The sequence below is a fragment of the Amedibacterium intestinale genome (assembly GCF_010537335.1).
Taxonomy (GTDB): Bacteria; Bacillota_I; Bacilli_A; order Erysipelotrichales; family Erysipelotrichaceae; genus Amedibacterium; species Amedibacterium intestinale.
On record NZ_AP019711.1, the window covers coordinates 1,415,683 to 1,437,429 of the forward strand.

The window sequence follows — 21,747 nt, forward strand, 5'->3', positions numbered from 1 at the left end:
CATATATTATCTTATCATTAGAATTGTATGTATGCAAGAAAAAATCCTTTTTCTTCTTTTCTTTTTGTGTTACCATGAATATGGCGGTATTCCTAATATAGGAAACTGCACAGAAAAACGAGTGAAAAGATCAAGAACATATTCAATAAAAGAAATGCTACTTGAAAAACAAAATCTTTTTCAGATGTTTTTTTGTGCGCTGCCTTGTGCAGTTTTTTTCTGCAAAAAGGAGGGTACATATGAAAGAAATTACATTATCTGATATGCATGGTATACAAATCGGTCATGCACAAGATGAAGAACATGCCACAGGATGCACCGTTATCCTTTGTCCTGAAGGAGCGGTTGCAGGTGTAGATGTTCGAGGCGGAGGGCCTGCAACACGAGAAACGGATCTTTTAAATCCTAAAAACATGGTACAAAAGATACATGCGGTTATGCTGTCTGGAGGAAGTGCTTTTGGATTGGATGCAGCAAGTGGCGCTATGCAGTATTTAGAAGAAAAAGGATATGGATTTCACTTGGCAAATCATTGCATTCCTATTGTATGCGGAGCATCTTTATTTGACTTAAGCGTAAAAGATGGAAGTGTTCGTCCAGATAAAGAAATGGGATACAAAGCATGTATCGCAAGTGAAAAAAATACTTTTAAAAATGGATGTTATGGAGCTGGTACAGGTGCCAGTGTTGGAAAACTTTTAGGTGATACATACGCCATGAAATCCGGTCAGGGAATGTATGGTATACAAAGCCAGGATCTTCAGGTATGTGCAGTAGTAGCGGTCAATGCCTGTGGAAATGTACGTGATGTAGAAAGCGGTGAATGGCTGGCTGGTGTTTACAAAGATAAAAAAATAGTTGATCCATTACAGCTATTTGATCAAATCAGCAATTCCAATGCAAATCTTCCACAAGGAAATACAACGATTGGCTGTATTATTACAAATGCAAAACTTGATAAAAGTCAATGCAACAAAATTGCATCAATTACCCATAATGGATACGCACAAGCAATCTTCCCTGTTCATACCATGAGTGATGGAGATACGATTTTTGTACTATCTACCAATGAAGTAGAAGCTATGAGCGATGCAGTAGGCGTATTAGCAACACATGCCATGGGAAAAGCTATTAACAAAGCCGTTTTATCATCTCAGGAGTGCTATGGGTTACCAAGCGCAAATAGTATAAAAGGAGCAATAAAAGATGAGAAATAAAAAAACAGCAAACATGGTAACCTTTGCCATGTTACTTGCTATAGAAGTTGTATTGGCCTTTACCCCTCTAGGATTTTTACGTATTGGCTTTCTAAGCATAACAATGCTGCATATTCCAGTCATTATATGTGCCATGTATCTAGGCCCTAAATATGGAGCAGCTATGGGATTTGTAATGGGATTTTGTTCCTTTTACAACGCTACATTCCAGCCAAGTCCAACAAGTTTCTGTTTCACCCCATTTTATTCCATTGCCGGAATCAGCGGAAACTTCTACAGCTTATTAATCGCCTTTATACCACGTATTGCTCTTGGATACTTTTCCGGTCTAGTCTACCAAAAACTAAAAGGAAAAAAACTAGCACCTGCATTAAGCGGAATCACTGGTGCTTTAGTAAACACCGTTGGAGTACTTGGAGGAATCTGGATATTCTTTAAAGAACCATACGAACAAGTCCTTGGAGAAGCCATCATCACCTTGTTTATGACAACCATTTGGATCAACTCCATTGCAGAAATCATAGTCGCAATCATTGCCGCAACTGCGCTACACCAGGCAATCAAACATCAACATAAATAAACTACTACAGGATGATATCTAAAAAATACCATCCTGTTTTTTTATTTCTCTAATATAAATCCTTTTGATTTATTCTTTTCTCACAGCTATTAATCTACTCATAGTTTGAACACCAAATGACAGTTCTGTATTTTTTCATCATCACACATTTAATATGTAATAACTTATCAAGATATAAAATGATGAATAAATAAAATTTTCTATAATTTCTTTACTCATATTTCCATAAATTTAATTTAATGCATCAACTAAGAATTTAACATATTTCTTATGTGATATCTCCTCTAACAAACATTATCATTCACCACGTTTTTTATCATTTCAGATGTGCTTTCATTACTTCCTGCAATACATTAAAATCAATTGGTTTTGCGATATGTGCATTCATACCAGAACGTAAAACTCTTGCGACATCTTCACTAAAAGCATTTGCGGTAACTGCAATGATCGGAATACTTCTAGCATCATCACGATCTAGACTACGTATCTTTTCACTTGCTTCGCATCCATCCATGATTGGCATCTGCATATCCATCAATATCAAATCAAAGCTGTATGGAGAAGATGACTGAAAGATATCCAGCGCTTCTTTCCCATTTTCTGCACAAATAACTTCCAAATCATGCATTTGTAAAATTTCCGTTGCAATCTCTCTATTTAATTCATTATCTTCCGCAAGAAGTACTTTTTTCCCTTGTAAAACATTTTCTGTTTGCTTCTCATCTTTCTTTTCTTCACTGACCTGGGTATTTGCGACTTCAAAAGGAAGTGTAACAACAAAAGTCGTTCCTTCTTTCAATTTGCTTTCTACATCAATTTCCCCACTCATCTGTTCTACCAAACTTTTTACAATCGGCATTCCTAGTCCAGTTCCAATCGTAGATTTTGTGGAAAAGTGTGTTTCTCTTGCGTAAGGTTCAAATAAATGATTTAAGAAAGATGCAGACATGCCAATACCGCTGTCTTTGATCGTAAAGCGAATTTTATGATACTGGCGATATTCCAGTTCCTTTACCTCTAATAAGACTTTATCCCCTGCATCACTGTATTTAAAGGCATTCGATAATAAATTATTTAAAATTTGAACGACCTTTAGTTCATCTCCTTTTATATATTTATTCTTAATATCAATGTTTACTTTAAAATCTTTTTTATCTTCCATTGCTTTTGCTTCAAAACTGCCGCTAATATTATGAATACATTCCTCAAGATTAAAGTCTCTATAATCTAAATGGGAATGTCCTGACTCTAATCTTGACAGTTCCAATATATCATTGATCAAAGACAGCATATTTTGTCCAGAAAAAGAAATTTTCTTCATATAGTCTTTGTTCTTATCTGACATATCTCCGCTTTCAAGTGCCAGTTTAGAAAATCCAATAATTGCATTTAAAGGAGTTCTCATTTCATGTGACATATTGCTGAAGAAGGTTTCTTTAGCTTCTGCTGACTTTTTATTTGTTTCTAAGGTTTCCTGCAGCAGCAAAGTATATTGCAGCTCTTGCCGCTTTTCTACATCCACATCACGGAAACATAGAATAACTTCTTCACTGGATATTTTTTCGTTATATAAAGTTCGTATATTTACCCATTTATAACGATCATTAAATCTTCGCTTATAATCTCCCCCATAATCCGCAATATGTTCCTTCACTCGCTGTTTTATGCTGTCTAAAGAAAAACAAAATGCAAATTCCTGATACGTTCCTTTTTCTACGACTGTCTCAATCATTTGCAGTAAATGATCATACGTCCCATTCATTCCAACTTTTTCATTCATATCTGCAGCATTTTTTAATGTTGTATACATTCCTGTTTTCAAATTTACTCGATAAATCGCATAAAAAGAATCAGAAAGTATAGAAACTGTTCTATCTGCTTCTTTTATTTTTCTGCTATGCAAGATATCTCGTACAAACATAAACAAAAGAATCAGTATTAAAATGCCTCCAACAGCAAGAAGTCCATACATTAATACATTGCTTTCCCCCAGCAGCAACGTATCAAAAGGAATCGTCATAATGATCATCCAGCCATTTTCCATCTGTGAATAATAGACTCCTCTTCTTTCATTATTAAAATCTTTAAAACTGTCATCATAAGAGGAGAAATACCCCTTCTGCACATTAGCAAATAAGGTATGTGCATATTCATCAAGTTTTTCTGATGGTTTATTCCAAGGCGTTTTGGCATAAATCAAATGTCCTTTTGAATCACACAAATATAAAGCATTCCCTTCAATCTCTTCTGTAAGAGCATTTCTTAACCCCTGTAACTTTGAAGGATAAATATCCATCGCAAGAACAGCTCCCTCATCTTCCAATGCTATACTGGAAGTGATGATAGATTCCTTTGTTATCGCATCTTCATAAGTATCTGTAAAAACAACCTTTCCTTTATCAGTCATAGCCATCTGATACCACTCTGTATCTTCATACTCATAAGAATTATCCCCTTCCCAAGGGGTAACAGCGATAATTTTTCCACCAATAACAGCATAAGGATCAATAACTTTATCCCCATATAGTTTCGTTATCTTTTTAAAATAATCAACCATCCAGTTTTGAATTTCCTTATCATCTGCACCTGATCGTATCAGTTCATTTACATATTGAGAACCAATATCAAGATAATCTTCAAACATCCTCATTTGTGCCTGCTGCTCTGTCGCATAGCTTTGTGTCAAAGCAGTTCCAAGACTTTGTGCATTTTTCAACATCTTATCCCGCACAAAATAAAGACTGCTTATAATGATCAATAAGGTAATAACGATTGTCATCGCATTTAAAACGGTGCTCCAAGAATAGTTGGGGTAAGCTGAAATGAAACTTTAAGAATTCAAGTGGCGGCATATACCCCAAAACGGTTTGAAGCCCACTTGGGAGCTGGTAGCTTGTTTAGCTGCCTGGCTCCTTTTTTGCTGTCATGTGAACACTTCCGTCATCCTTATTGATTTCAAATGTAATGCCTTTTTCTAAGACCAGCATACATCGGTTTCTAAACCTTTCCCAATTTGTATACCCATTTGCTGCTTTGGTTATCAGCTTGATTACTCCATTGCGGTTTTCCATCAATGCATTATTGATCCTTTTCTTCTCTACAGTGATTTCTCCTGTTTCTTTCGATATTCTGTATACAGCTTTTGATACAGTGAAAGAATTGATGATCTCTTTCTTCCAGTTAAACATCGTATAGCTGAATTTGACCATTTCGTCAATTCCACTTTCCCGTAGTTTTTTAATCAATGCATTTAGAGCTTCAGGTGCTGTATCCAGTGTATTCGTAATATAAAAATCCGTAACTTCATCCTTTAATTCCCATGCCTTGCTGATATCCGGATGAATAGATGTCAGTTTTATGGCTATGTCATATGGATTCATGTACTTTTTGAAGTGCTGATTGTAAGTTTTCTTTCTATTGATGTCAAAAAGCCTTTTCTTGTCCGGTCCTTTTGAACGTATATAGTGCTTGAATAAAAGGTTGTTATGGTGCTTCAGTAAATAATACGCATCCTGCTGTTCCTGTGTCCTGTGCTTTGTGTTTATGCATCTGTATTGATTCATGATCCTTAAGCGAACGGAATCCATACGTCGATGCAGTTCCTGTGCGATATGATAATGGTCTACCACATGGATCGCATGAGGGAAATGCTTCTTAAATATCCTTCGATATGGCTCATACATATCCGTAACTACATAATGGACACCTTTCTTTTCGTATTCAGGAATCTTTGAATAATATTTGTCCAGATATTCATATCTTCTGCTTGGGAGGATATCGACAGGCTGACCATTTTGCTGGTTGATGATGACACAGACATATTTGCTTTCCTCTGTTTTGGAATGAAAAGCATAATTTTCATCAGTGGAGAGGACGGCAGGAAGCTTAGCCCTGGGTATATTTACCGTTTTATCGAATATCGAAGCTACAGTAGTAGGAGATACTTTATACCTTACACCTACAGAAGTGAATGTCTGAGATGGATTTTGAAGTTCCTTAAGTATGGCAAGTACTACATTGGAGGATATCTTCATTCGATGGAACACGAATGGATTGGTTTCATAGTATGTTTTACCACATACAGGACAGATGTATCTTCTCGCATGATAGTTCAATATGCAGGACTGTTCTGTCAAAATAGAGTGATTGATCTTTTTTCTTACATATCCTTTGATTTTGACGATCTCATTCCCACAAAAAGGGCAGGAAGACCTGATGTCTTTGAGTTTTACGTCGATCAGCGTTTCTTTTTCTCTTCTGAAACAGTCACAGGATTCGATTTGGTCCGGATCAAGACTGAATATAGTACTGATCAAGGCAATATTGTGATTAGGATTATTCATAAATTACACCTCACGATCTGTTTATTGATTCAAGAATATTGTAAATGAATAAAAAACAGAAGGTTAGGAAAGCTATGTTGGTAATGCCAATAAATTGTAAAATATATTTCTGTTATTTAATGCAGAATGAATAACCTCTAAAAAAGAACTATAAGAAAGCTGCTGCTTCAGTAAACGTAGAGGCAGTCTTTTGGTAAGCTTAAGCCGATAAGAATCATCAATGATAGAATCGGTGTTTTTGTTCATCATTTTTATGAGAGTAATGAATGTATAAAGGAAATAAGGGATAATGGAGCTGGTCAAAATAGAATGAACAGAATGACAATGATTACATCTACATCTCTGAATCCTAATGGTTTCTTTTCTGCCATCAGGAAGGATGACAGTACGGTTATAGTGACCATAAAAGACCAATTCACAATTGCCACAGTGAGGGCATTGAGAATGGATGATAAAATCTTTGTTGGAATAAATAATATTTTCATAAAGTTCTTGATTCAAGACAAGATAATCATTAGAATAAAGATGTATCATAAATAGTCCTGTCAGGGACGGAAGAAGCAGAGATGGTTACATTTGGAGAGATGTCAGAGCATCCTGCTTTTTTTATGTCTGTCTGATTTTTCCTTTCATAGTAAGTATAACAAAAAAAGCCCCAAAATGTTTGGGAGCTAAAAACAGGCAGGCTAGCTCATTACCCCATATAAAATTAAAGAATGGGCTAACCCTAACTATTCTTATATAATCTTTAAAACAATCGAACCGGCTGCTTTTCTTTTTCCCAATTTAAATCCCATCTTTCTTTATAAAGTCTTTTGAAATTCCGTTAAAACAGAAATCATGTTGCTGTAGATTCCTTCTATTTCTGGAAATATAGCTTCTGCCTGTTCTATCTTATTTTCTTTTAAAGCATCTGCTAAATTTGCACTCATGCTTCCAAGTTTTGAAAATCCAAGATTAGAACAGATTCCTTTCAATGTATGACTTGCTCTATAAGCAGCTTCATAATCTTTTTCTTTCCATGCTTCCACAAGCATTCCATAATTTGGATCATCTAAAAATTTCAAAGCATATTTTACAATCAGTTTTTCCAGCTGCAAACGTGCCAATACTTCATTATAATTCTCTCCCATAGCTTCATAGCACTCTTTTATTATCATCTTCTTCATCTCCTTCAAACCAGACACTTACACGATTTCTTGTTTTTTTAGCCTCATACAGCATCTTATCCGCTTCCTGCAGCAAATATTCTACTGAACAAGATCCAAAAGCACACCCAATACTGCAAGTCCGTTCTATGCCAGTATTTTTAAGCAACGTATTTTGTATGTTCAAGCGAATCTGATTTAAACGCATTTCTACGATGCTTCTTGAAATCTCGCTAAACATAATAATAAATTCGTCTCCGCCATAGCGAATAACCATATCTTTACTACGTACACTTTCTAACATTACTTTAGAAGTCTCACTTAATATAACATCTCCTACAAAATGTCCATATTTATCATTTACATTTTTAAAATAATCTAAATCGACCATCGCAACAGCACAAATATTTTTATCTCTATACATTCGATCTTCTAAATATCGGCGATTGTATACACCGGTTAACTCATCTGTATATAATTTTTTCTGCAGATCTTCAATAGACTGCGACATATTGGTTTTTCCATACAAGGCTACTTCAAAATTTTCTTTGATTTTAGATACCAGCTCCAATACATACGGATTTCCATCCACTTCCATATATTCTGATATCACATAATAAAATTCATTGTTAACATACTCAAATTTTGTTGTACTGGATTTTGATGCCTTTGCTTTATGGGAAGTACAGTTTTGACATTTTCCCGTTCGTTCCCAAAGGGAATAACAAGAATAAGGGGAAGTATGAATATTATTTTTTTCATCAATACTAATAATTTTATTTGTTTCTACATCTACAAAACGAACTACATCAAAAACTTTTTTTAGTTCCTCCACCATTGTTCTTGCCTGTGCAAAGCTCATTTTATAATACTCTTCTTTCGTATTTACACCATTAATAGAAAATACCTGCTGCTTATCTTCTACGTTTCTTTCCTGATTAATGATTCCTACAACTCCTGCAAATTCTGCTTTTGTTTTCATCAACCACATCGTTCGGCAGATACAATGACAGATTTTTTCTTCTCCATCAATTGTTAAATTGCATTCAAATTCAAAGTCTGGCTTTTCACATGTTGTGTTTTTCGCAAGTTCAATAAACTCTTCCAAGGCTTTCTTATGTTCCTCTGATATAATTCCTTTATTAGATAATGGATTCAATACTACTTCAGGTGCATTTAGGCGTAAGGCATCTTTTTTAGAAAAGAAAATCATATCCAGATTTGCATTATAAACAAAGGTAATGTTTGATAATTTATCCGTAAAGAAACTGATTTTCTTTTGTTCTATCTCCAGCTGTTCCATCATTTGATTCGTTACAGATAACTCATCATAATTTTGTAATACCTTAACAGCATCATCAACTTCACTTGCTGCATCTGAAGGTACATACTTATACGTTTCTTCTTTCAAATCATCTTCAATATCAATAAGGGCAGCCAGCAGTTTCGGATTAAATGCTCCACATTTTCCATCTAAAATCATCTGCATTGCCTCTTCATGTGGAATCGCCTTTTTATAACATCTTTCACTTGTCAAGGCATCATATACATCCGCAAGAGAAACAACTTGTGCTGATAAAGGAATTTCATCTCCCTTTAATCCATCCGGATAACCTCTTCCATCCCATCGTTCATGATGCCAGCGACAAATTTCATAAGACACTTGAATCAGTGGATCCTTTTTTCCCAGCTTTAAGCTTGAAAGCATATCAGAACCAATTTGAGAATGTGTTTTCATAATCTCAAATTCTTCCTGTGTTAATCGTCCCGGTTTATTTAATATTTCGGTAGGTATCGAAATTTTACCAATATCATGCAAGGAAGAAGCCGTTCGAATCAAAGCAATTTCAGAAGAGGAAAGACGAATATCTTCATGGTTTCTTACTAAGCTATGCAGAAGTTTTTCTGTAATATTATTAATATGAAGAACATGCAATCCACTTTCTCCATTACGAAATTCTACAATATGACTTAAGATAGAAATCATTAAATTGCTGCGCTTTTCTTTTTCATAAATCTGCTGCGTAACGATATTTTTTAATTTTTTCTGTTTTGCATATAAAGTTATTAAATTGGATACACGTCGTTTTACAATACTAACGTTAAATGGACGGTTAATAAAATCTTCTGCCCCTAATTCATAAGCTTTTTCAATATTCTCTGCGGAAAAATCAGATGAAATAATAACAACAGGAATGTCCTGAATCCAATTGTATTTTTTCATATAAGATAATACTTTAAAACCATCCATTTCCGGCATTACCAAATCCAGCAAAACAAGCGCTATATCATTTAAATTGTTTTTCATTTGTATTAACGCATCAAACCCATTTTCAGAAAGCAGAAGCTCATAATCATCCTCTAAAATATCACTTAAAAACTCACGATTCAATTCTGAGTCATCTACTATTAGAACTTTATCTTTCATAATTCTCTTTCCTTTCCCCACATCTACGTTTATCTAGCTGCACTTTATACAATTTACGCATTGTTCTTTCTCTACACACTTTTATTAAATGAATTTTATTTTATGCTTTCCATCTTTATACGTCATATAAATTATAGCACAAATAGTAAGATTGCTATGGTTTTCTAAAATTCTCTTTAAAAAAATGCCATCCACATAGTAGATGGCATTTTATCTTAATGAAAATACGTAACAAATAAAAATATAAACAATGCTAATACTGCAATAGCAGCTAATAATATAGGGAAAAATACAGATACTGCAGCAATTAACAATGCTAGAAAATCACCCTTTTCTAAAGTATCTTCTTTGGCAGGGTCTACCTCTTTTTTTGAAAGCAGTTCTTTTAAATGAGGTCTACTCATTAAAATTCTCCTCCAAAGTGACATTTTACCATATGTCCAGGTTTGATTTCTCTTGCTTCCGGTTCTTTTGTTTTACAAATATCTTTCGCAAATGGGCAACGAGGATGGAATTTACATCCACTTGGTGTATTTACGTTACTTGGAATTTCTCCTTCAATTGCATGCATCTGCGTTTTCTTTTTAGGATCTGGAATAGGAATTGCAGACATCAATGCTTTTGTATAAGGATGCTGTGGATTTGCATAAATTTCATCTTTATCAGCTAATTCCACCATGCTTCCAAGATACATAACACCTACACGATCAGAAATGTGTTTTACAACACTTAAATCGTGAGAAATAAAGATATAGGAAATATTATTTTCTTCCTGCAAATCTTTCATCAAGTTGATGATCTGTGACTGGATAGAAACATCAAGTGCACTTACCGGTTCATCACAGATGATAAATTTTGGACTTAATGCCAAAGATCTGGCAATCCCAATACGCTGTCTTTGTCCACCTGAAAACTGATGAGGATAACGATAACAATAATAGCTAGGAAGACCACATTTTTCCATTAAGTTTTTGATGTATTCTTCTAACTCTGGTCCTCTTTTATAAATCCCGTGTGCAATTAATGGTTCACTTAGTATATTGAATACATTCATACGAGGATTTAATGAACTATAAGGATCCTGAAAGATAAACTGCATTTTTTCACGCAATTTACGCATCTCTTTACGATTTTTCTGAAGAATATTTTCTCCTTCAAAGATAACTTCTCCACTTGTTGGTTCATGCAAACGAAGAATTGTTCTACCTAATGTAGATTTTCCACAACCAGATTCTCCAACAAGTCCCAAAGTTTCTCCTTCATACAAATCAAAGCTAACACCATCAACTGCTTTTACACAAGGTTTTCCTTCTGTTAATTTTCCTTTCCCAAGAGGAAAGTGTTTTTTCAAGTCACGGACTTCAAGAATTTTCTTTTTTTCCATACATTAATCCTCCTGTGCAGCTGTGCTTTCTGCATTATAATCTTCATATAAGAAACATGAAACATGATGTCTTGATTTAATTTTTACACTACCTGGCTGAGCTTCTCTACATTTATCCATGGCATTTGGACAACGATCTGCAAAATAACATCCTTTTGGCAAATACAAAGGATTTGGTACGCTACCTTCAATAACATTTAGGCGTTCTCCATCACTTGCAAGTGATGGCATACTTTTCATCAATCCAATTGTATAAGGATGTTTTGGATTTTCAAACAATTCATCAACAGCTGCACGCTCTACCACTTTACCTGCATACATAACATTTACATAATCAGCAACCTGAGCAACAACACCCAAATCATGTGTAATTAACATAATGGATGTACCTGTTTTTTCTTTCAATTCATTCATTAAAGAAAGAATCTGTGCCTGAATCGTAACATCAAGAGCAGTTGTTGGTTCATCTGCAATCAACAATTTAGGATTACATGATAATGCCATAGCAATCATAACACGCTGACACATTCCCCCTGATAGCTGATGAGGATAATTACCAAATACTTTATCTGGGCGAGAAATACCAACCATTTTTAATAACTCAATTGCACGCTTATCAGCTTCTTCTTTTGATACATCTTCATGTAATAGAATATTTTCTGTAATCTGTTTTCCTACTGTAAATACAGGATTTAAAGATGTCATTGGTTCCTGGAAAATCATAGAGATACCATTTCCACGAACATCACGGATCTGTGCATCACTTGCAGTAGCAAGATTAACACCTTCTTCACCACGTTCAACATCACCCATATAAACAATTTTTGAACCTTCCATAATTTCTCCAGGTTTAGAAACTAGACCTAGAATTGACATTGCAGTTACACTTTTACCACAACCTGATTCACCTACAATTGCAAGTGTTTCATTTTCATACATTGTAAAGTTATTTCCATCAACAGCTTTGGAAACACCTTTTTTTGTATTGAAATATACCCGAAGGTCTTTAACTTCTAATATTTTCTTATTTACTGACATAATAATTCACCTCTAGTTCAATTCCTTCGGATCAAACGCATCACGTAAGCCTTCACCAATAAGATTAATAGAAACAACTGTTAGCAAACACATAATACCAGCTGGAATCCATTGCCAAGGGAAATTTTTAAATACAGCCGCCTGTCTTGCTGCTTCCATCATATTTCCCCATGATGGAGTAGGTGCTACTACCCCCATACCAAGGAAAGACAAACCAGCTTCTGTTAAAATTGCACTTGCCATTGTAAGTGTAGCATTTACAATAACAAGATTAAAAACATTTGGCATTAAATGTTTAAAAATCTTTGAAAAATCACTAATACCCAATGCTTCACAAGCCTGCATAAATTCCTGTTCTCTTAATGTCAAAATTTGTCCACGAATCAAACGAGCTAAACCAGGCCATGATAATGCACCAATTAAAGTTGATACCATATACATTTTCTGTGTTTGTGGTATCCAAAGCATAACAGCTGATAAAGCAATGATCATTGGTGTAAAAGGAAGAGAGTAAACAATTTCTGAAAAACGCATCAACAAATTATCAACTACTCCACCATAATAACCAGCTACACCACCAACAATACAACCTAGAATAACTGTTAAGGCTGCAGCAATTACTCCAACCATAATAGAAATTCTACCACCTAGGAACAAACGAAATAAAACATCACGTCCTTGTTCATCCGTTCCAAGTAAATGTTGTGAATTTGGAGCAATATTTTTCATATCAAAATTGTATTCATTAACATCAATACCCATAATCATTGGAACAAAAATTACAGATAAAACAATTAACACGAAAATAATAAGTCCAGCCATCGCTACTTTATTGGCATAAAATTTTCTCCAGGCAATTCGCCATGGCCCAATAGATTCTATTTTTTCACCATTTTGTAAAACAACTTCTTTTTCTTTAACCATAACAATCACCTCTAATTATCCACTTTAATACGTGGATCTACCATTGAATAGAATATATCAGCTAAAAGATTTCCAAGAACCATTAATAAAGCACTAAACATCAAACAAGCTGTTACTAAACTATTATCTCTAGCATTAATTGCATCAATTAAAACTTTTCCAATACCAGGCCAGATAAATACTGTTTCCAGTATTACCGCACCACTAAATAATGTAGGAATATACATTCCAAGCAAAGTTACAAGCGGAATCATTGCATTACGGAACGCATGTTTATAAATTACAACTTTTTCTTTTAACCCTTTTGAACGTGCTGTACGAATATAATCCATATTAATAACTTCAATCATAGAGTTACGTACATATCGTGAGAATGTAGCAAAAGTACTAAACGCTAATACAATTACTGGTAAAATAGAATGTTTTAAAATATCCAGAATTTCAACAAATTTATTTGGATAACCAAATGCATCCATAGTTGCATCTTTCATACCATTTAATGGGAAATTTGGAATATTTAATGCTACAAAGAATAGTAATAACAACGCAAAAAAGAATGTTGGAACACTAACCCCTATAAGAGAAAATACTGTCCAGAAGTTATCATACTTGCTTCCTTTTTTCACTGCTTGTTTGATTCCAATAGGAATAGCAAATAATAATGCAACAATTAAAGAAAGTGCATTTAAATAAAATGTATTCCATACATAGCTACCAATTACTTCAGCTACTGGTTTTTTTAGTTTGATACTATCTCCTAAATCACCTGTAACCATACGTCCTACCCAACGAACATATTGTTCTGGCTGGGATTTGTTTAATCCTAGTTCTTCTCTTAATTGTTCTCTTTGCTGTTCAGTTACTTTAAAATTCATACCAAGGTAAGCATCTACAGGATCCCCAGGCATTGCCTGAACAGTAGCAAATACTAATATAGAGATAATAAAGACAACTGGAATTAAATTAACCAATCTTTTTAAGATATATTTTAACATCGTCTTCACCTCATTTTACTTCAATTCTATGACAACATAAGAGCAAGTCTTATCGGCTTGCTCTTAATTATCGTTTTGTTTCATCCAATTAATTACTCAATTGTAACGTCTGCCATTGCATCAGCCCATGTATAAACAGGACCAGTTTTCAAACCTTTAATTTTCTTGTTGTAGATATCAAAGTACTGATTTCCATATACTGGAACATAAGCACACAATTCGTTAGCTGTAATGATTGCTTTCTTATAGTACTCTACTGCCTGTTTGTCATTATTAACAGAAGCCATACCTTTTTTCAATAAGTTACCTAATTCTTCATCAGCGATACGAGCATAGTTTCCTTGTGCTCCTTTGTTTTCTGGCATGAACTGTGCATTGATTTCTGTCAAGTTAGTTCCTGTAAATCCTGCAGCCATGAAGAATACGTTCCATTCTCCTAATGCGTCTTCTTTAGTAACTTTAGAAGCTAATGTATTGAAGTCAACAGTTGTCTGTTGGAAATCTACACCTAAATCTTTTTTCCAAGATTTATTCCACATTGGAATCAAGTTGTTTAAGATGTCATGATCTTTGATAGCCATTAATTTGATTGTTAATTTCTGACCATCTTTTTCACGAATACCATCTGCACCAACTGTCCATCCAGCTTCATCTAAAATCTGTTTTGCTTTTTCAATGTTGTATTCATAAGTTTCTAATCCTTCTAATTCTTCTTCACCACGAATTACATTACCTAATTCACTTGCTGGATTCAAGAATGCAGTAGGAACATAACCTACATTATATTTTTTAACTTCATCAGAACCTTCTTCAAATTTATAATAGCTGTCAACAAATGCCTGACGATCAAATGCATAAGTTAATGCCTGACGTACAGCTTGATCTGCTGTAGCACCTGTAGCACAGTTATAAGCAATATATCCTTCACCTGCACGAGGATAAGTGTTGAATGTCAAGTTTTCATTTGTACTAGCTGGACCAATTTTCTTAGGTTCAATCATACCAGCAAGTAAATCAACGTTACCACTTGTAAGTTCATCAATTTCTGTAGACATTTCTACTGGTTTGATAATGATATTTGCTACCTGATATTTTCCTTCTTCAGCCTGGAACTGATCATTTTTTACAAAGCTTGCTCCAGAAGCTTTATCCCATTTGTTTAATTTATATGGTCCAGATCCAATTGGATCAGATACAGCATTTTCAATTGCTTTAGTATCTCCACGTTTGTAATCTTTGAACTGTTCATCTGAAATGATACCAAATGAAGTACCTAAATCAGCAACTGAATCAATTCTTGCTTCTTTTAAATTAAATTCAACTGTGTAATCATCGATAACTTTGATACCTGATACTTCATCTACATTTTTCTTTTTGTTATTGTAATCATCGAATCCAACAACATTAGCTACTGTAGAACCAAATCTACCTGTATAGCTATAATCCGCTGTTACTGTAAAAGTAAATTTTACGTCATTGGCATTTAATTCTGAACCATCAGAGAATTTAATACCTTTTTTCAATTTAAATGTAACAGTTTTTCCATCTTTACTTACAGTTGGCATTTCTGCAGCTAATTCTGGAACTAAGTTTGAATCAACATCATAGTCTAGCAATGACTGATAAACCAAGTCAACTGCGTAACCATCATATGCAGTTTCATAATAAATTGGGGAGAATAACCCTGCCAATTCTTCTGCACCTACTGTCAAAGTCTGACCAGAAGCTCCTCCTTTTGAACCACTATTGCTACCACAGCCAGTTGCTGTTAGTGCCATTGCTCCAACCATAAGCATTGCAAATAGCTTTTTCATATTTTTCCCTCCTATTTCATTCCTTAAGAATGACTCCATTATACCCCCCTATTTCAAAAATTTCAACAAGTTTTTTATTTTTCTTACATCATTCTTTGACATTTTGTTTCAATGTTGTGAAAATATATTGAAAATATTTTCACAAAAAGTTTAATTATTTGAAATTCGTAATTCAATTTACAAACACTCTTATTTATTTGTTCATAAACCAAAAACATTTTTCTCTATTTTTCCAAATGAGGACGCATTGCTCATGGTAAAAATTTCTTTTTCATTTTCATTAAATTTTTTATTATTTTTTACTGAAAACAGAAAAAAATCGAAGTTTTTACACCTCGATTTTTTCGTTTACATTTCTTATTCCTGTTCCAAAGCAAGTGTTTTTGTTGTGATATCACACACTTCTGCTGGACCATAGTACTGAATAGCACCTGGATATACATAGCAAGTTTCTACTGCCCATTCTTCTCTGTGAGCTTCAAAGAACTTGAATGGTTTTCCTTCTAGTTCAACAAGTGCTTTTTTGATAACTGGTTTGTCTTCTCCATGTCTTCTTTCAATGTTCATCATTTTTGTGATTGGCATACCACCAGCAACCCATTCGCTAGCTGGATTTGAAAGGTTAGAGATTTTTGACAAGTAACCATTATATCCATACTGAATCAACATGAATGCATTGTATCCTAATGAATAACAGTAGTCAGAATCAAAGTTAGATGGGAATGCACATCTTCCTTCATATCCTAAGAAGTGGTGAAGAGGATTAAATTTACCAGTATATGTACCAGCTTTCTTTCTCTCTTCCAATTTGTCTTTAACAAGAGCAGAGAATAGTTTTTCTGATTCAATCAAAGATACCTGCACGTTTCCATGAGGATCTCTTTCCAGGAATAACTGCTGCTGAATTGCTTCTGGAAGAATAGCGAATACATCCATAGATTCTTTTGTTAATCCATTTTCGATGAATTCATATTTTTCTTTCCATGTTCCCAATGCATTGAAAGCATCTGCTTTGCTTCCAGCAAGAAGTTCGTTAATTTCAGAAATCAATACAGAGAATTCAGGAACGAATTCTACAACACCTTCTGGAATAATTGCAACCCCAAAGTTCATACCTTTAGCTGCACGTTTTTCTACAGAATCAGCGATATAATCTGCAATAGAAGAAAGTGACATTTTCTTAGCTGAAACTTCTTCAGAAATCAAGCAGATGTTTGGCTGTGTTTCAAGAGCACATTCCAAAGCAACATGAGATGCTGAACGTCCCATAACTTTGATGAAGTGCCAGTATTTTTTCGCAGAATTTGCATCACGTTCGATGTTTCCGATAATTTCGCTATATGTTTTTGTAGCTGTATCAAATCCAAATGAACATTCGATGTCTTCGTTTTTCAAGTCCCCATCGATTGTTTTAGGGCATCCGATTACCTGAACACCAGTGTTGTGAGCAGCAAAGTATTCTGCAAGAACTGCTGCATTTGTATTTGAATCATCTCCACCGATGATAACGATAGCAGTAATACCATGTTTTTTACATACTTCCGCAACGATAGCAAACTGTTCTTCTGTTTCCAGTTTTGTTCTACCAGAACCAATGATATCAAATCCACCAGTATTTCTGTATTCGTTGATATAAGCATCATCAAAAATCAAATAATCATCTTCGATAAGTCCGATTGGACCATTTTTAAATCCATAAAGAACATTTTCTTTATTTGTTGCCTTTAATGCATCATAAAGCCCGCAAATAACATTGTGTCCCCCTGGAGCCTGTCCACCGGAAAGAATAACACCAACAACCTGTTTTTTAGTTTCAGAAGTGTTTTCTCCCTGCTGGAAAGTGATTTCTTTTTTCCCATAAGTATTTGGGAATAGCGCTTTGATTTTTTCCTGATCTGCTACACTCTGAGTTTCTTCGCCTTCCTTAACACAAATGTTAGAAATTCCATTTCTAAGCATTCCTGGAAGTTTTGGAGAATACTCATATCTAGCTTTTTGTAGTGATGAAATTTTCATATTTAATTCTCCTTTTTGTATTTCCATACACATAAATTTTAAGATATTTCCTTTAAAAAGTAAACTACTATTGCCATCGAATTATAAGATTTCCAGTGAAATTGTAGATAAAAAAGTTTTCTTTATTTCCCAGGCAATAAGAATACTCTTTTTACTGTTTCTTTTTTAGATATAAATACACAGCCAGAAAACTAATTACAATATCATTTACCAGCAAATATCCTGCAAGCTCCAAGTTTTTAAAAGCCATTACCCCCAGACAAGCGATATAAGATATTTCCAGAAACTGAAGAAGTCTTCCTTTCTTCATTTCTTCCTTGCTTGTCATCATAGGAAGCAATCCTTCAACATCCAGTTTTTTTAAGGCAAAACTATCAAACGAAATAATTAAAATCCAGAAGATAAGCTTATTAGGAGTATAAGTATATAAAAACACAGGCAATAAAGCAATTTCTAACATGGATACGATTTCTGCATCACGCAAGCTTTTTTTCATTTTTCCACATCCTCGTATCCAGTATATCACATTTTATTTTTGACTTCTTATCTTTTCACGAACAAAAAGTTTTTTCAAAGCCTTTGGATGAAAAGGAAACAAAGGATAAAAATAGGAGGTTTTTGTAATTGTCTTGCAATTTGCCATAACAAGCAATACAAATACGATACCGATCAGTATACCTATTTTAGGAATAAGGGCTATAAACAGCAATAACATAATACGTAAAAATTTTAGTGCATACCCTAGTTCATAACTGGCCTGTGTAAAATTTGCCATTGCAGCAAAAGCCATATATAAGATGACCTGTGCATTAAGCCATCCTGCCTGCACCGCAAAATCCCCTAATACCAATGCCCCAATTAAACTAAATGAATTATTCAAAGCATTTGGTGTATTTAAACTTGCTGTTTTCAAGATATCGATTCCTATCTCCATTAATAACAGCTGTAACAAAATAGGTACATGCGGGGTTTCTTTTAATAAGATAAAGTTTAAATAGGAGGGGGTAAGCTGTGGATTGGTAATAAAGTGAAACCAAAGCGGTGTAATACATAAAGAGGCAAAGAATACAAGAATTCTTAAAAAGCGCAAATAGTTTCCTGTAACAGGTGGCAAGTAATAATCTTGTGGTTCTTGTACAAAATCAAAAAAACTGGTAGGCAGTATCATCGCCGATGGAGAAGTATCCACAAGCAACAAAATTTTTCCTTCTAAGATATTGCTGGCTGCAGTATCTGGGCGTTCTGTATAGCGAACTTTAGGAAAAGGATTCCACCATGTATGAGGTACAAGTGCTTCCACTATACTTTCCTGTGTCATTGTTAGTGCCTGTACTTTTAAGGTATCAAGCTGCATCTGCATATTCTTTAAAATGTTCTTATCTGCCTTATTTTCCATATAACATAATACAACATCCGTTTTGCTTGTTTCTCCTACACTATGATATTCCATTCTTAGATGAGAATCTCGTATTCTTCTTCGAATAAGTGCAGTATTAAAGATAAGGGTTTCTACAAAGCCATCTCTACTTCCTCTTAGAACTCTTTCATCTTCCGGCTCCTGCATACTTCTTACAGGATAGGTTCTTACATCCAGCAAGACAGCATCTTCACACCCTTCTACCACCAAAAGACAAGCTCCGCTTAAAACACCGGTTACCATATTTCCTATATCATGTTCTACGCTTACTTCTACATAGGCAAGATTTTCATCCGCAAACATCTGTATGTCTTTGCTTATCTTCCCTTTTAAAAGAAGATGTTCCATGATTCTTTCCATAACATCATCTTTAATCATTCCATCTACAAAAAGAAAAGAAAGTTCTGTGTTTTGTACAAGCAATTTTCGTTTGACGATATCAAAACTTTTCTCTATCTGCAAGATTTGTTCTACTTCTTTTAAACATTGTTTGTATTGCATAAAATCACCATTAGTTAGAATACCTTTTTCAAGCCATCTTATACAAAAAAGGACACAATTATATGTCCTTTATGATTCCATGATTTCACTGTATTCTTCCCATTTCTGCATGTAGTGTTCAATTTCATTATGAACATCATCAATTTTATCATCCAGCTCTTTCATTTTCTGATAATCATGATAATACTCTGGTTCAAAACGAAGGGCTCGAAGTTCTTCCAGCTGTGTTTCTTTTTCTTCGATCTTCTTTTCCAGTTTTTTGATTTCTCTGGAATAATTGATTGCTTTTTCTACTGGTTTTACCGGTTTTTTTATTTTCGTATTTTCCTGTACAGCACTCTGATTATTATCTTTTTGCATATAGTCTTTATAACTCATCGGATAATACGTAGCTGTACCATTATCAATCACAAGAATAGCTGTTGCCAGTTTCGAGATAAAATAGCGGTCATGGCTTACAAACAGCATGGTTCCTTCATATCCGCTCAGCGAATCTTCCAAAGCTTCTTTTCCTATTAAATCCAAGTGGTTGGTCGGCTCATCCATCAACAGGAAATTTGGATGTGACAACATCAGCTTCACAAAAGACAAGCGTACTTTTTCTCCTCCGGATAAACAATCCACTGTCTTAAATACATCTTCTCCACTAAATAGAAAACATCCAAGTGCCGTACGTATCTGGGTACGATCCAATTCACTGAAATCATTCCATACTTCTTCCAAAACTGTATTGGTTGAACAAAACTGTGCCAGTTCCTGATCAAAATATCCTGTTTCTATCTGGTGTCCTAATAAAAACTCTCCTGATAAAGGGGGTACCTGATGCATTAATGTTTTTAAAAAAGTCGATTTTCCCTTTCCATTTGGTCCAATCACTGCAATTTTCTGCCCCTGCAATACATCTAAGTTGATCGTACACAAAGGATTTTCCTGTTCATATCCAATGCATAAATCTTTTACTTCTAATACACGTTTTCCACCGCGAACCCTTGGCTCAAACCGTGCATGAAAAGTTTTCGTATCCACATTGGGATCTTCAATTTTATCCATACGTTCCAGGTATTTGATCTTGCTTTGCGCAAAAGCCGCTTTACTTTTCTTATATCGAAATTTTTCAATCAGCTCTTCCATTCGCTGGATTTCTTTTTGTTGTCGAGCATAAGCACTTTTCTGCTGTTCCACATCACTTTTTTTCGTTTCCACATAATGGGTATAATTTCCAGGATAACGTCGCATTACCCCATACTCGATTTCATACACAACATCAACAACGTCATCCAAAAACATACGGTCATGACTTACGATAACAACAGCTTTTGGATAACGTTTTACATAGTTTTCCAGCCATTCAATCGTATCAATATCCAAGTGGTTGGTCGGCTCATCCAAAAGCAGCACATCCGGCTTGCTTAACAACAGTTTTACAAAAGCCAAACGTGTTTTCTGTCCTCCGCTAAAAGAGGAAATCCTGCGAGTTAAATCTTCTTCCTTAAATCCAAATTTTGTAAAAATTGTCATCATATCACTATGATATGTATATCCTCCTGCTTCTTCAAAAGCCTGCTGCATACGTGCATAGCGATTTAAGATATCCTCGCTGTAGTTTTCACTCATTTCTTCACTTAATTTCTGTAAATCCTGTTCCATCTTTTTTAATGGTCCAAATGCTTTCTGCAACTCTTCCTGAACAATGGCGTTATCATCAGAAAAAGTTGTCTGTGCTAAATATCCAATGGTTAATCCATTTTCCATATGGATATCCCCTTTATCCAAAGGTTCTTCTTTTGCGATTGCCTTTAACAGCGTAGTTTTCCCACATCCATTTCTTCCAACAATCGCAATCTTTTCTGTATTTCTTATTTCAAACTGGATGTTTTCAAATACGGTAGTTGCCCCAAAGTATTTACATCCTTTGTTGATTTGATATTTCATGTATCTCACC

The 21,747-nt window shown here is 34.6% G+C and carries 17 protein-coding genes; 2 read left to right on the forward strand and 15 right to left on the reverse strand.

What is annotated here, in order from left to right:
• Positions 1-239 precede the first annotated feature (239 nt).
• Positions 240-1,217, forward strand: coding sequence for a P1 family peptidase (locus A9CBEGH2_RS07235; RefSeq protein WP_118362190.1), 978 nt, complete (start codon positions 240-242; stop codon positions 1,215-1,217).
• Positions 1,207-1,797 carry an ECF transporter S component gene (locus tag A9CBEGH2_RS07240; RefSeq protein WP_115716830.1) on the forward strand — a complete coding sequence of 197 codons (591 nt, stop codon included), beginning with the start codon at positions 1,207-1,209 and terminating at the stop codon, positions 1,795-1,797. Before A9CBEGH2_RS07235 ends, A9CBEGH2_RS07240 begins: the two co-directional genes overlap by 11 nt.
• Positions 1,798-2,113: 316 nt before the next feature.
• On the opposite strand, the gene A9CBEGH2_RS07245 is transcribed toward A9CBEGH2_RS07240, so the two are convergent.
• The 15 genes from A9CBEGH2_RS07245 to A9CBEGH2_RS07310 all read right to left on the reverse strand — a co-directional run bounded on the left by A9CBEGH2_RS07245 (position 2,114) and on the right by A9CBEGH2_RS07310 (position 21,737).
• Positions 2,114-4,516 (reverse strand): hybrid sensor histidine kinase/response regulator, encoded by a 2,403-nt coding sequence (locus A9CBEGH2_RS07245; RefSeq protein WP_163104497.1) that lies wholly within the window; start codon positions 4,514-4,516, stop codon positions 2,114-2,116.
• 178 nt (positions 4,517-4,694) lie between these two features.
• Positions 4,695-6,140, reverse strand: coding sequence for an ISL3 family transposase (locus tag A9CBEGH2_RS07250; RefSeq protein WP_118362200.1), 1,446 nt, complete (start codon positions 6,138-6,140; stop codon positions 4,695-4,697).
• 72 nt (positions 6,141-6,212) lie between these two features.
• Positions 6,213-6,674, reverse strand: a complete 462-nt coding sequence (locus A9CBEGH2_RS12695; protein WP_408609162.1) for a DUF6431 domain-containing protein — start codon at positions 6,672-6,674, stop codon at positions 6,213-6,215.
• Between the two features lie 269 nt (positions 6,675-6,943).
• The gene (locus tag A9CBEGH2_RS07255; RefSeq protein WP_158572232.1) at positions 6,944-7,300 is read right to left on the reverse strand and encodes an Hpt domain-containing protein; all 357 of its coding nucleotides are present in this window, start codon (positions 7,298-7,300) and stop codon (positions 6,944-6,946) included.
• Positions 7,278-9,716, reverse strand: coding sequence for a diguanylate cyclase (locus A9CBEGH2_RS07260; protein ID WP_118361587.1), 2,439 nt, complete (start codon positions 9,714-9,716; stop codon positions 7,278-7,280). Before A9CBEGH2_RS07260 ends, A9CBEGH2_RS07255 begins: the two co-directional genes overlap by 23 nt.
• Before the next feature lie 215 nt (positions 9,717-9,931).
• Positions 9,932-10,120: a hypothetical protein gene (locus A9CBEGH2_RS07265; RefSeq protein ID WP_232057258.1), complete on the reverse strand. Its 189-nt coding sequence runs from the start codon at positions 10,118-10,120 to the stop codon at positions 9,932-9,934.
• Complete coding sequence (locus A9CBEGH2_RS07270) at positions 10,120-11,100, reverse strand: ABC transporter ATP-binding protein (protein WP_118361586.1); 981 nt, start codon at positions 11,098-11,100, stop codon at positions 10,120-10,122. The genes A9CBEGH2_RS07265 and A9CBEGH2_RS07270 overlap by 1 nt, the downstream gene beginning before the upstream one ends.
• Before the next feature lie 3 nt (positions 11,101-11,103).
• A complete protein-coding gene (locus A9CBEGH2_RS07275) occupies positions 11,104-12,138 on the reverse strand; it encodes an ABC transporter ATP-binding protein (protein WP_118361585.1) in 1,035 nt (344 codons plus the stop codon).
• Between the two features lie 12 nt (positions 12,139-12,150).
• On the reverse strand, positions 12,151-13,062 hold the full coding sequence (gene opp4C, locus A9CBEGH2_RS07280) for an oligopeptide ABC transporter permease (RefSeq protein ID WP_118361584.1): 912 nt from the start codon (positions 13,060-13,062) through the stop codon (positions 12,151-12,153).
• Between the two features lie 11 nt (positions 13,063-13,073).
• On the reverse strand, positions 13,074-14,057 hold the full coding sequence (locus A9CBEGH2_RS07285; RefSeq protein WP_163104499.1) for an ABC transporter permease: 984 nt from the start codon (positions 14,055-14,057) through the stop codon (positions 13,074-13,076).
• 92 nt (positions 14,058-14,149) lie between these two features.
• The gene (locus A9CBEGH2_RS07290; protein WP_163104501.1) at positions 14,150-15,871 is read right to left on the reverse strand and encodes an ABC transporter substrate-binding protein; all 1,722 of its coding nucleotides are present in this window, start codon (positions 15,869-15,871) and stop codon (positions 14,150-14,152) included.
• Positions 15,872-16,228: 357 nt separating this feature from the next.
• Positions 16,229-17,887, reverse strand: coding sequence for a diphosphate--fructose-6-phosphate 1-phosphotransferase (locus tag A9CBEGH2_RS07295; protein WP_115716805.1), 1,659 nt, complete (start codon positions 17,885-17,887; stop codon positions 16,229-16,231).
• A gap of 151 nt (positions 17,888-18,038) precedes the next feature.
• Positions 18,039-18,383, reverse strand: a complete 345-nt coding sequence (locus tag A9CBEGH2_RS07300) for a hypothetical protein (protein ID WP_118277148.1) — start codon at positions 18,381-18,383, stop codon at positions 18,039-18,041.
• Between the two features lie 33 nt (positions 18,384-18,416).
• On the reverse strand, positions 18,417-19,805 hold the full coding sequence (locus tag A9CBEGH2_RS07305; RefSeq protein ID WP_118361576.1) for a spore germination protein: 1,389 nt from the start codon (positions 19,803-19,805) through the stop codon (positions 18,417-18,419).
• A gap of 69 nt (positions 19,806-19,874) precedes the next feature.
• Positions 19,875-21,737 (reverse strand): ABC-F family ATP-binding cassette domain-containing protein, encoded by a 1,863-nt coding sequence (locus A9CBEGH2_RS07310; RefSeq protein ID WP_163104503.1) that lies wholly within the window; start codon positions 21,735-21,737, stop codon positions 19,875-19,877.
• Between the last annotated feature and the right edge of the window lie 10 nt (positions 21,738-21,747).

Excerpts from the sequence above, each read along its gene's own strand:
- A9CBEGH2_RS07235 (WP_118362190.1), top strand. The coding sequence starts at position 240 with ATGAAAGAAATTACATTATCTGATATGCATGGTATACAAATCGGTCAT.
- A9CBEGH2_RS07240 (WP_115716830.1), top strand. The coding sequence starts at position 1,207 with ATGAGAAATAAAAAAACAGCAAACATGGTAACCTTTGCCATGTTACTT.
- A9CBEGH2_RS07245 (WP_163104497.1), bottom strand. The coding sequence starts at position 4,516 with ATGTTGAAAAATGCACAAAGTCTTGGAACTGCTTTGACACAAAGCTAT.
- A9CBEGH2_RS07250 (WP_118362200.1), bottom strand. The coding sequence starts at position 6,140 with ATGAATAATCCTAATCACAATATTGCCTTGATCAGTACTATATTCAGT.
- A9CBEGH2_RS12695 (WP_408609162.1), bottom strand. The coding sequence starts at position 6,674 with ATGATACATCTTTATTCTAATGATTATCTTGTCTTGAATCAAGAACTT.
- A9CBEGH2_RS07255 (WP_158572232.1), bottom strand. The coding sequence starts at position 7,300 with ATGATAATAAAAGAGTGCTATGAAGCTATGGGAGAGAATTATAATGAA.
- A9CBEGH2_RS07260 (WP_118361587.1), bottom strand. The coding sequence starts at position 9,716 with ATGAAAGATAAAGTTCTAATAGTAGATGACTCAGAATTGAATCGTGAG.
- A9CBEGH2_RS07265 (WP_232057258.1), bottom strand. The coding sequence starts at position 10,120 with ATGAGTAGACCTCATTTAAAAGAACTGCTTTCAAAAAAAGAGGTAGAC.
- A9CBEGH2_RS07270 (WP_118361586.1), bottom strand. The coding sequence starts at position 11,100 with ATGGAAAAAAAGAAAATTCTTGAAGTCCGTGACTTGAAAAAACACTTT.
- A9CBEGH2_RS07275 (WP_118361585.1), bottom strand. The coding sequence starts at position 12,138 with ATGTCAGTAAATAAGAAAATATTAGAAGTTAAAGACCTTCGGGTATAT.
- opp4C (WP_118361584.1), bottom strand. The coding sequence starts at position 13,062 with ATGGTTAAAGAAAAAGAAGTTGTTTTACAAAATGGTGAAAAAATAGAA.
- A9CBEGH2_RS07285 (WP_163104499.1), bottom strand. The coding sequence starts at position 14,057 with ATGTTAAAATATATCTTAAAAAGATTGGTTAATTTAATTCCAGTTGTC.
- A9CBEGH2_RS07290 (WP_163104501.1), bottom strand. The coding sequence starts at position 15,871 with ATGAAAAAGCTATTTGCAATGCTTATGGTTGGAGCAATGGCACTAACA.
- A9CBEGH2_RS07295 (WP_115716805.1), bottom strand. The coding sequence starts at position 17,887 with ATGAAAATTTCATCACTACAAAAAGCTAGATATGAGTATTCTCCAAAA.
- A9CBEGH2_RS07300 (WP_118277148.1), bottom strand. The coding sequence starts at position 18,383 with ATGAAAAAAAGCTTGCGTGATGCAGAAATCGTATCCATGTTAGAAATT.
- A9CBEGH2_RS07305 (WP_118361576.1), bottom strand. The coding sequence starts at position 19,805 with ATGCAATACAAACAATGTTTAAAAGAAGTAGAACAAATCTTGCAGATA.
- A9CBEGH2_RS07310 (WP_163104503.1), bottom strand. The coding sequence starts at position 21,737 with ATGAAATATCAAATCAACAAAGGATGTAAATACTTTGGGGCAACTACC.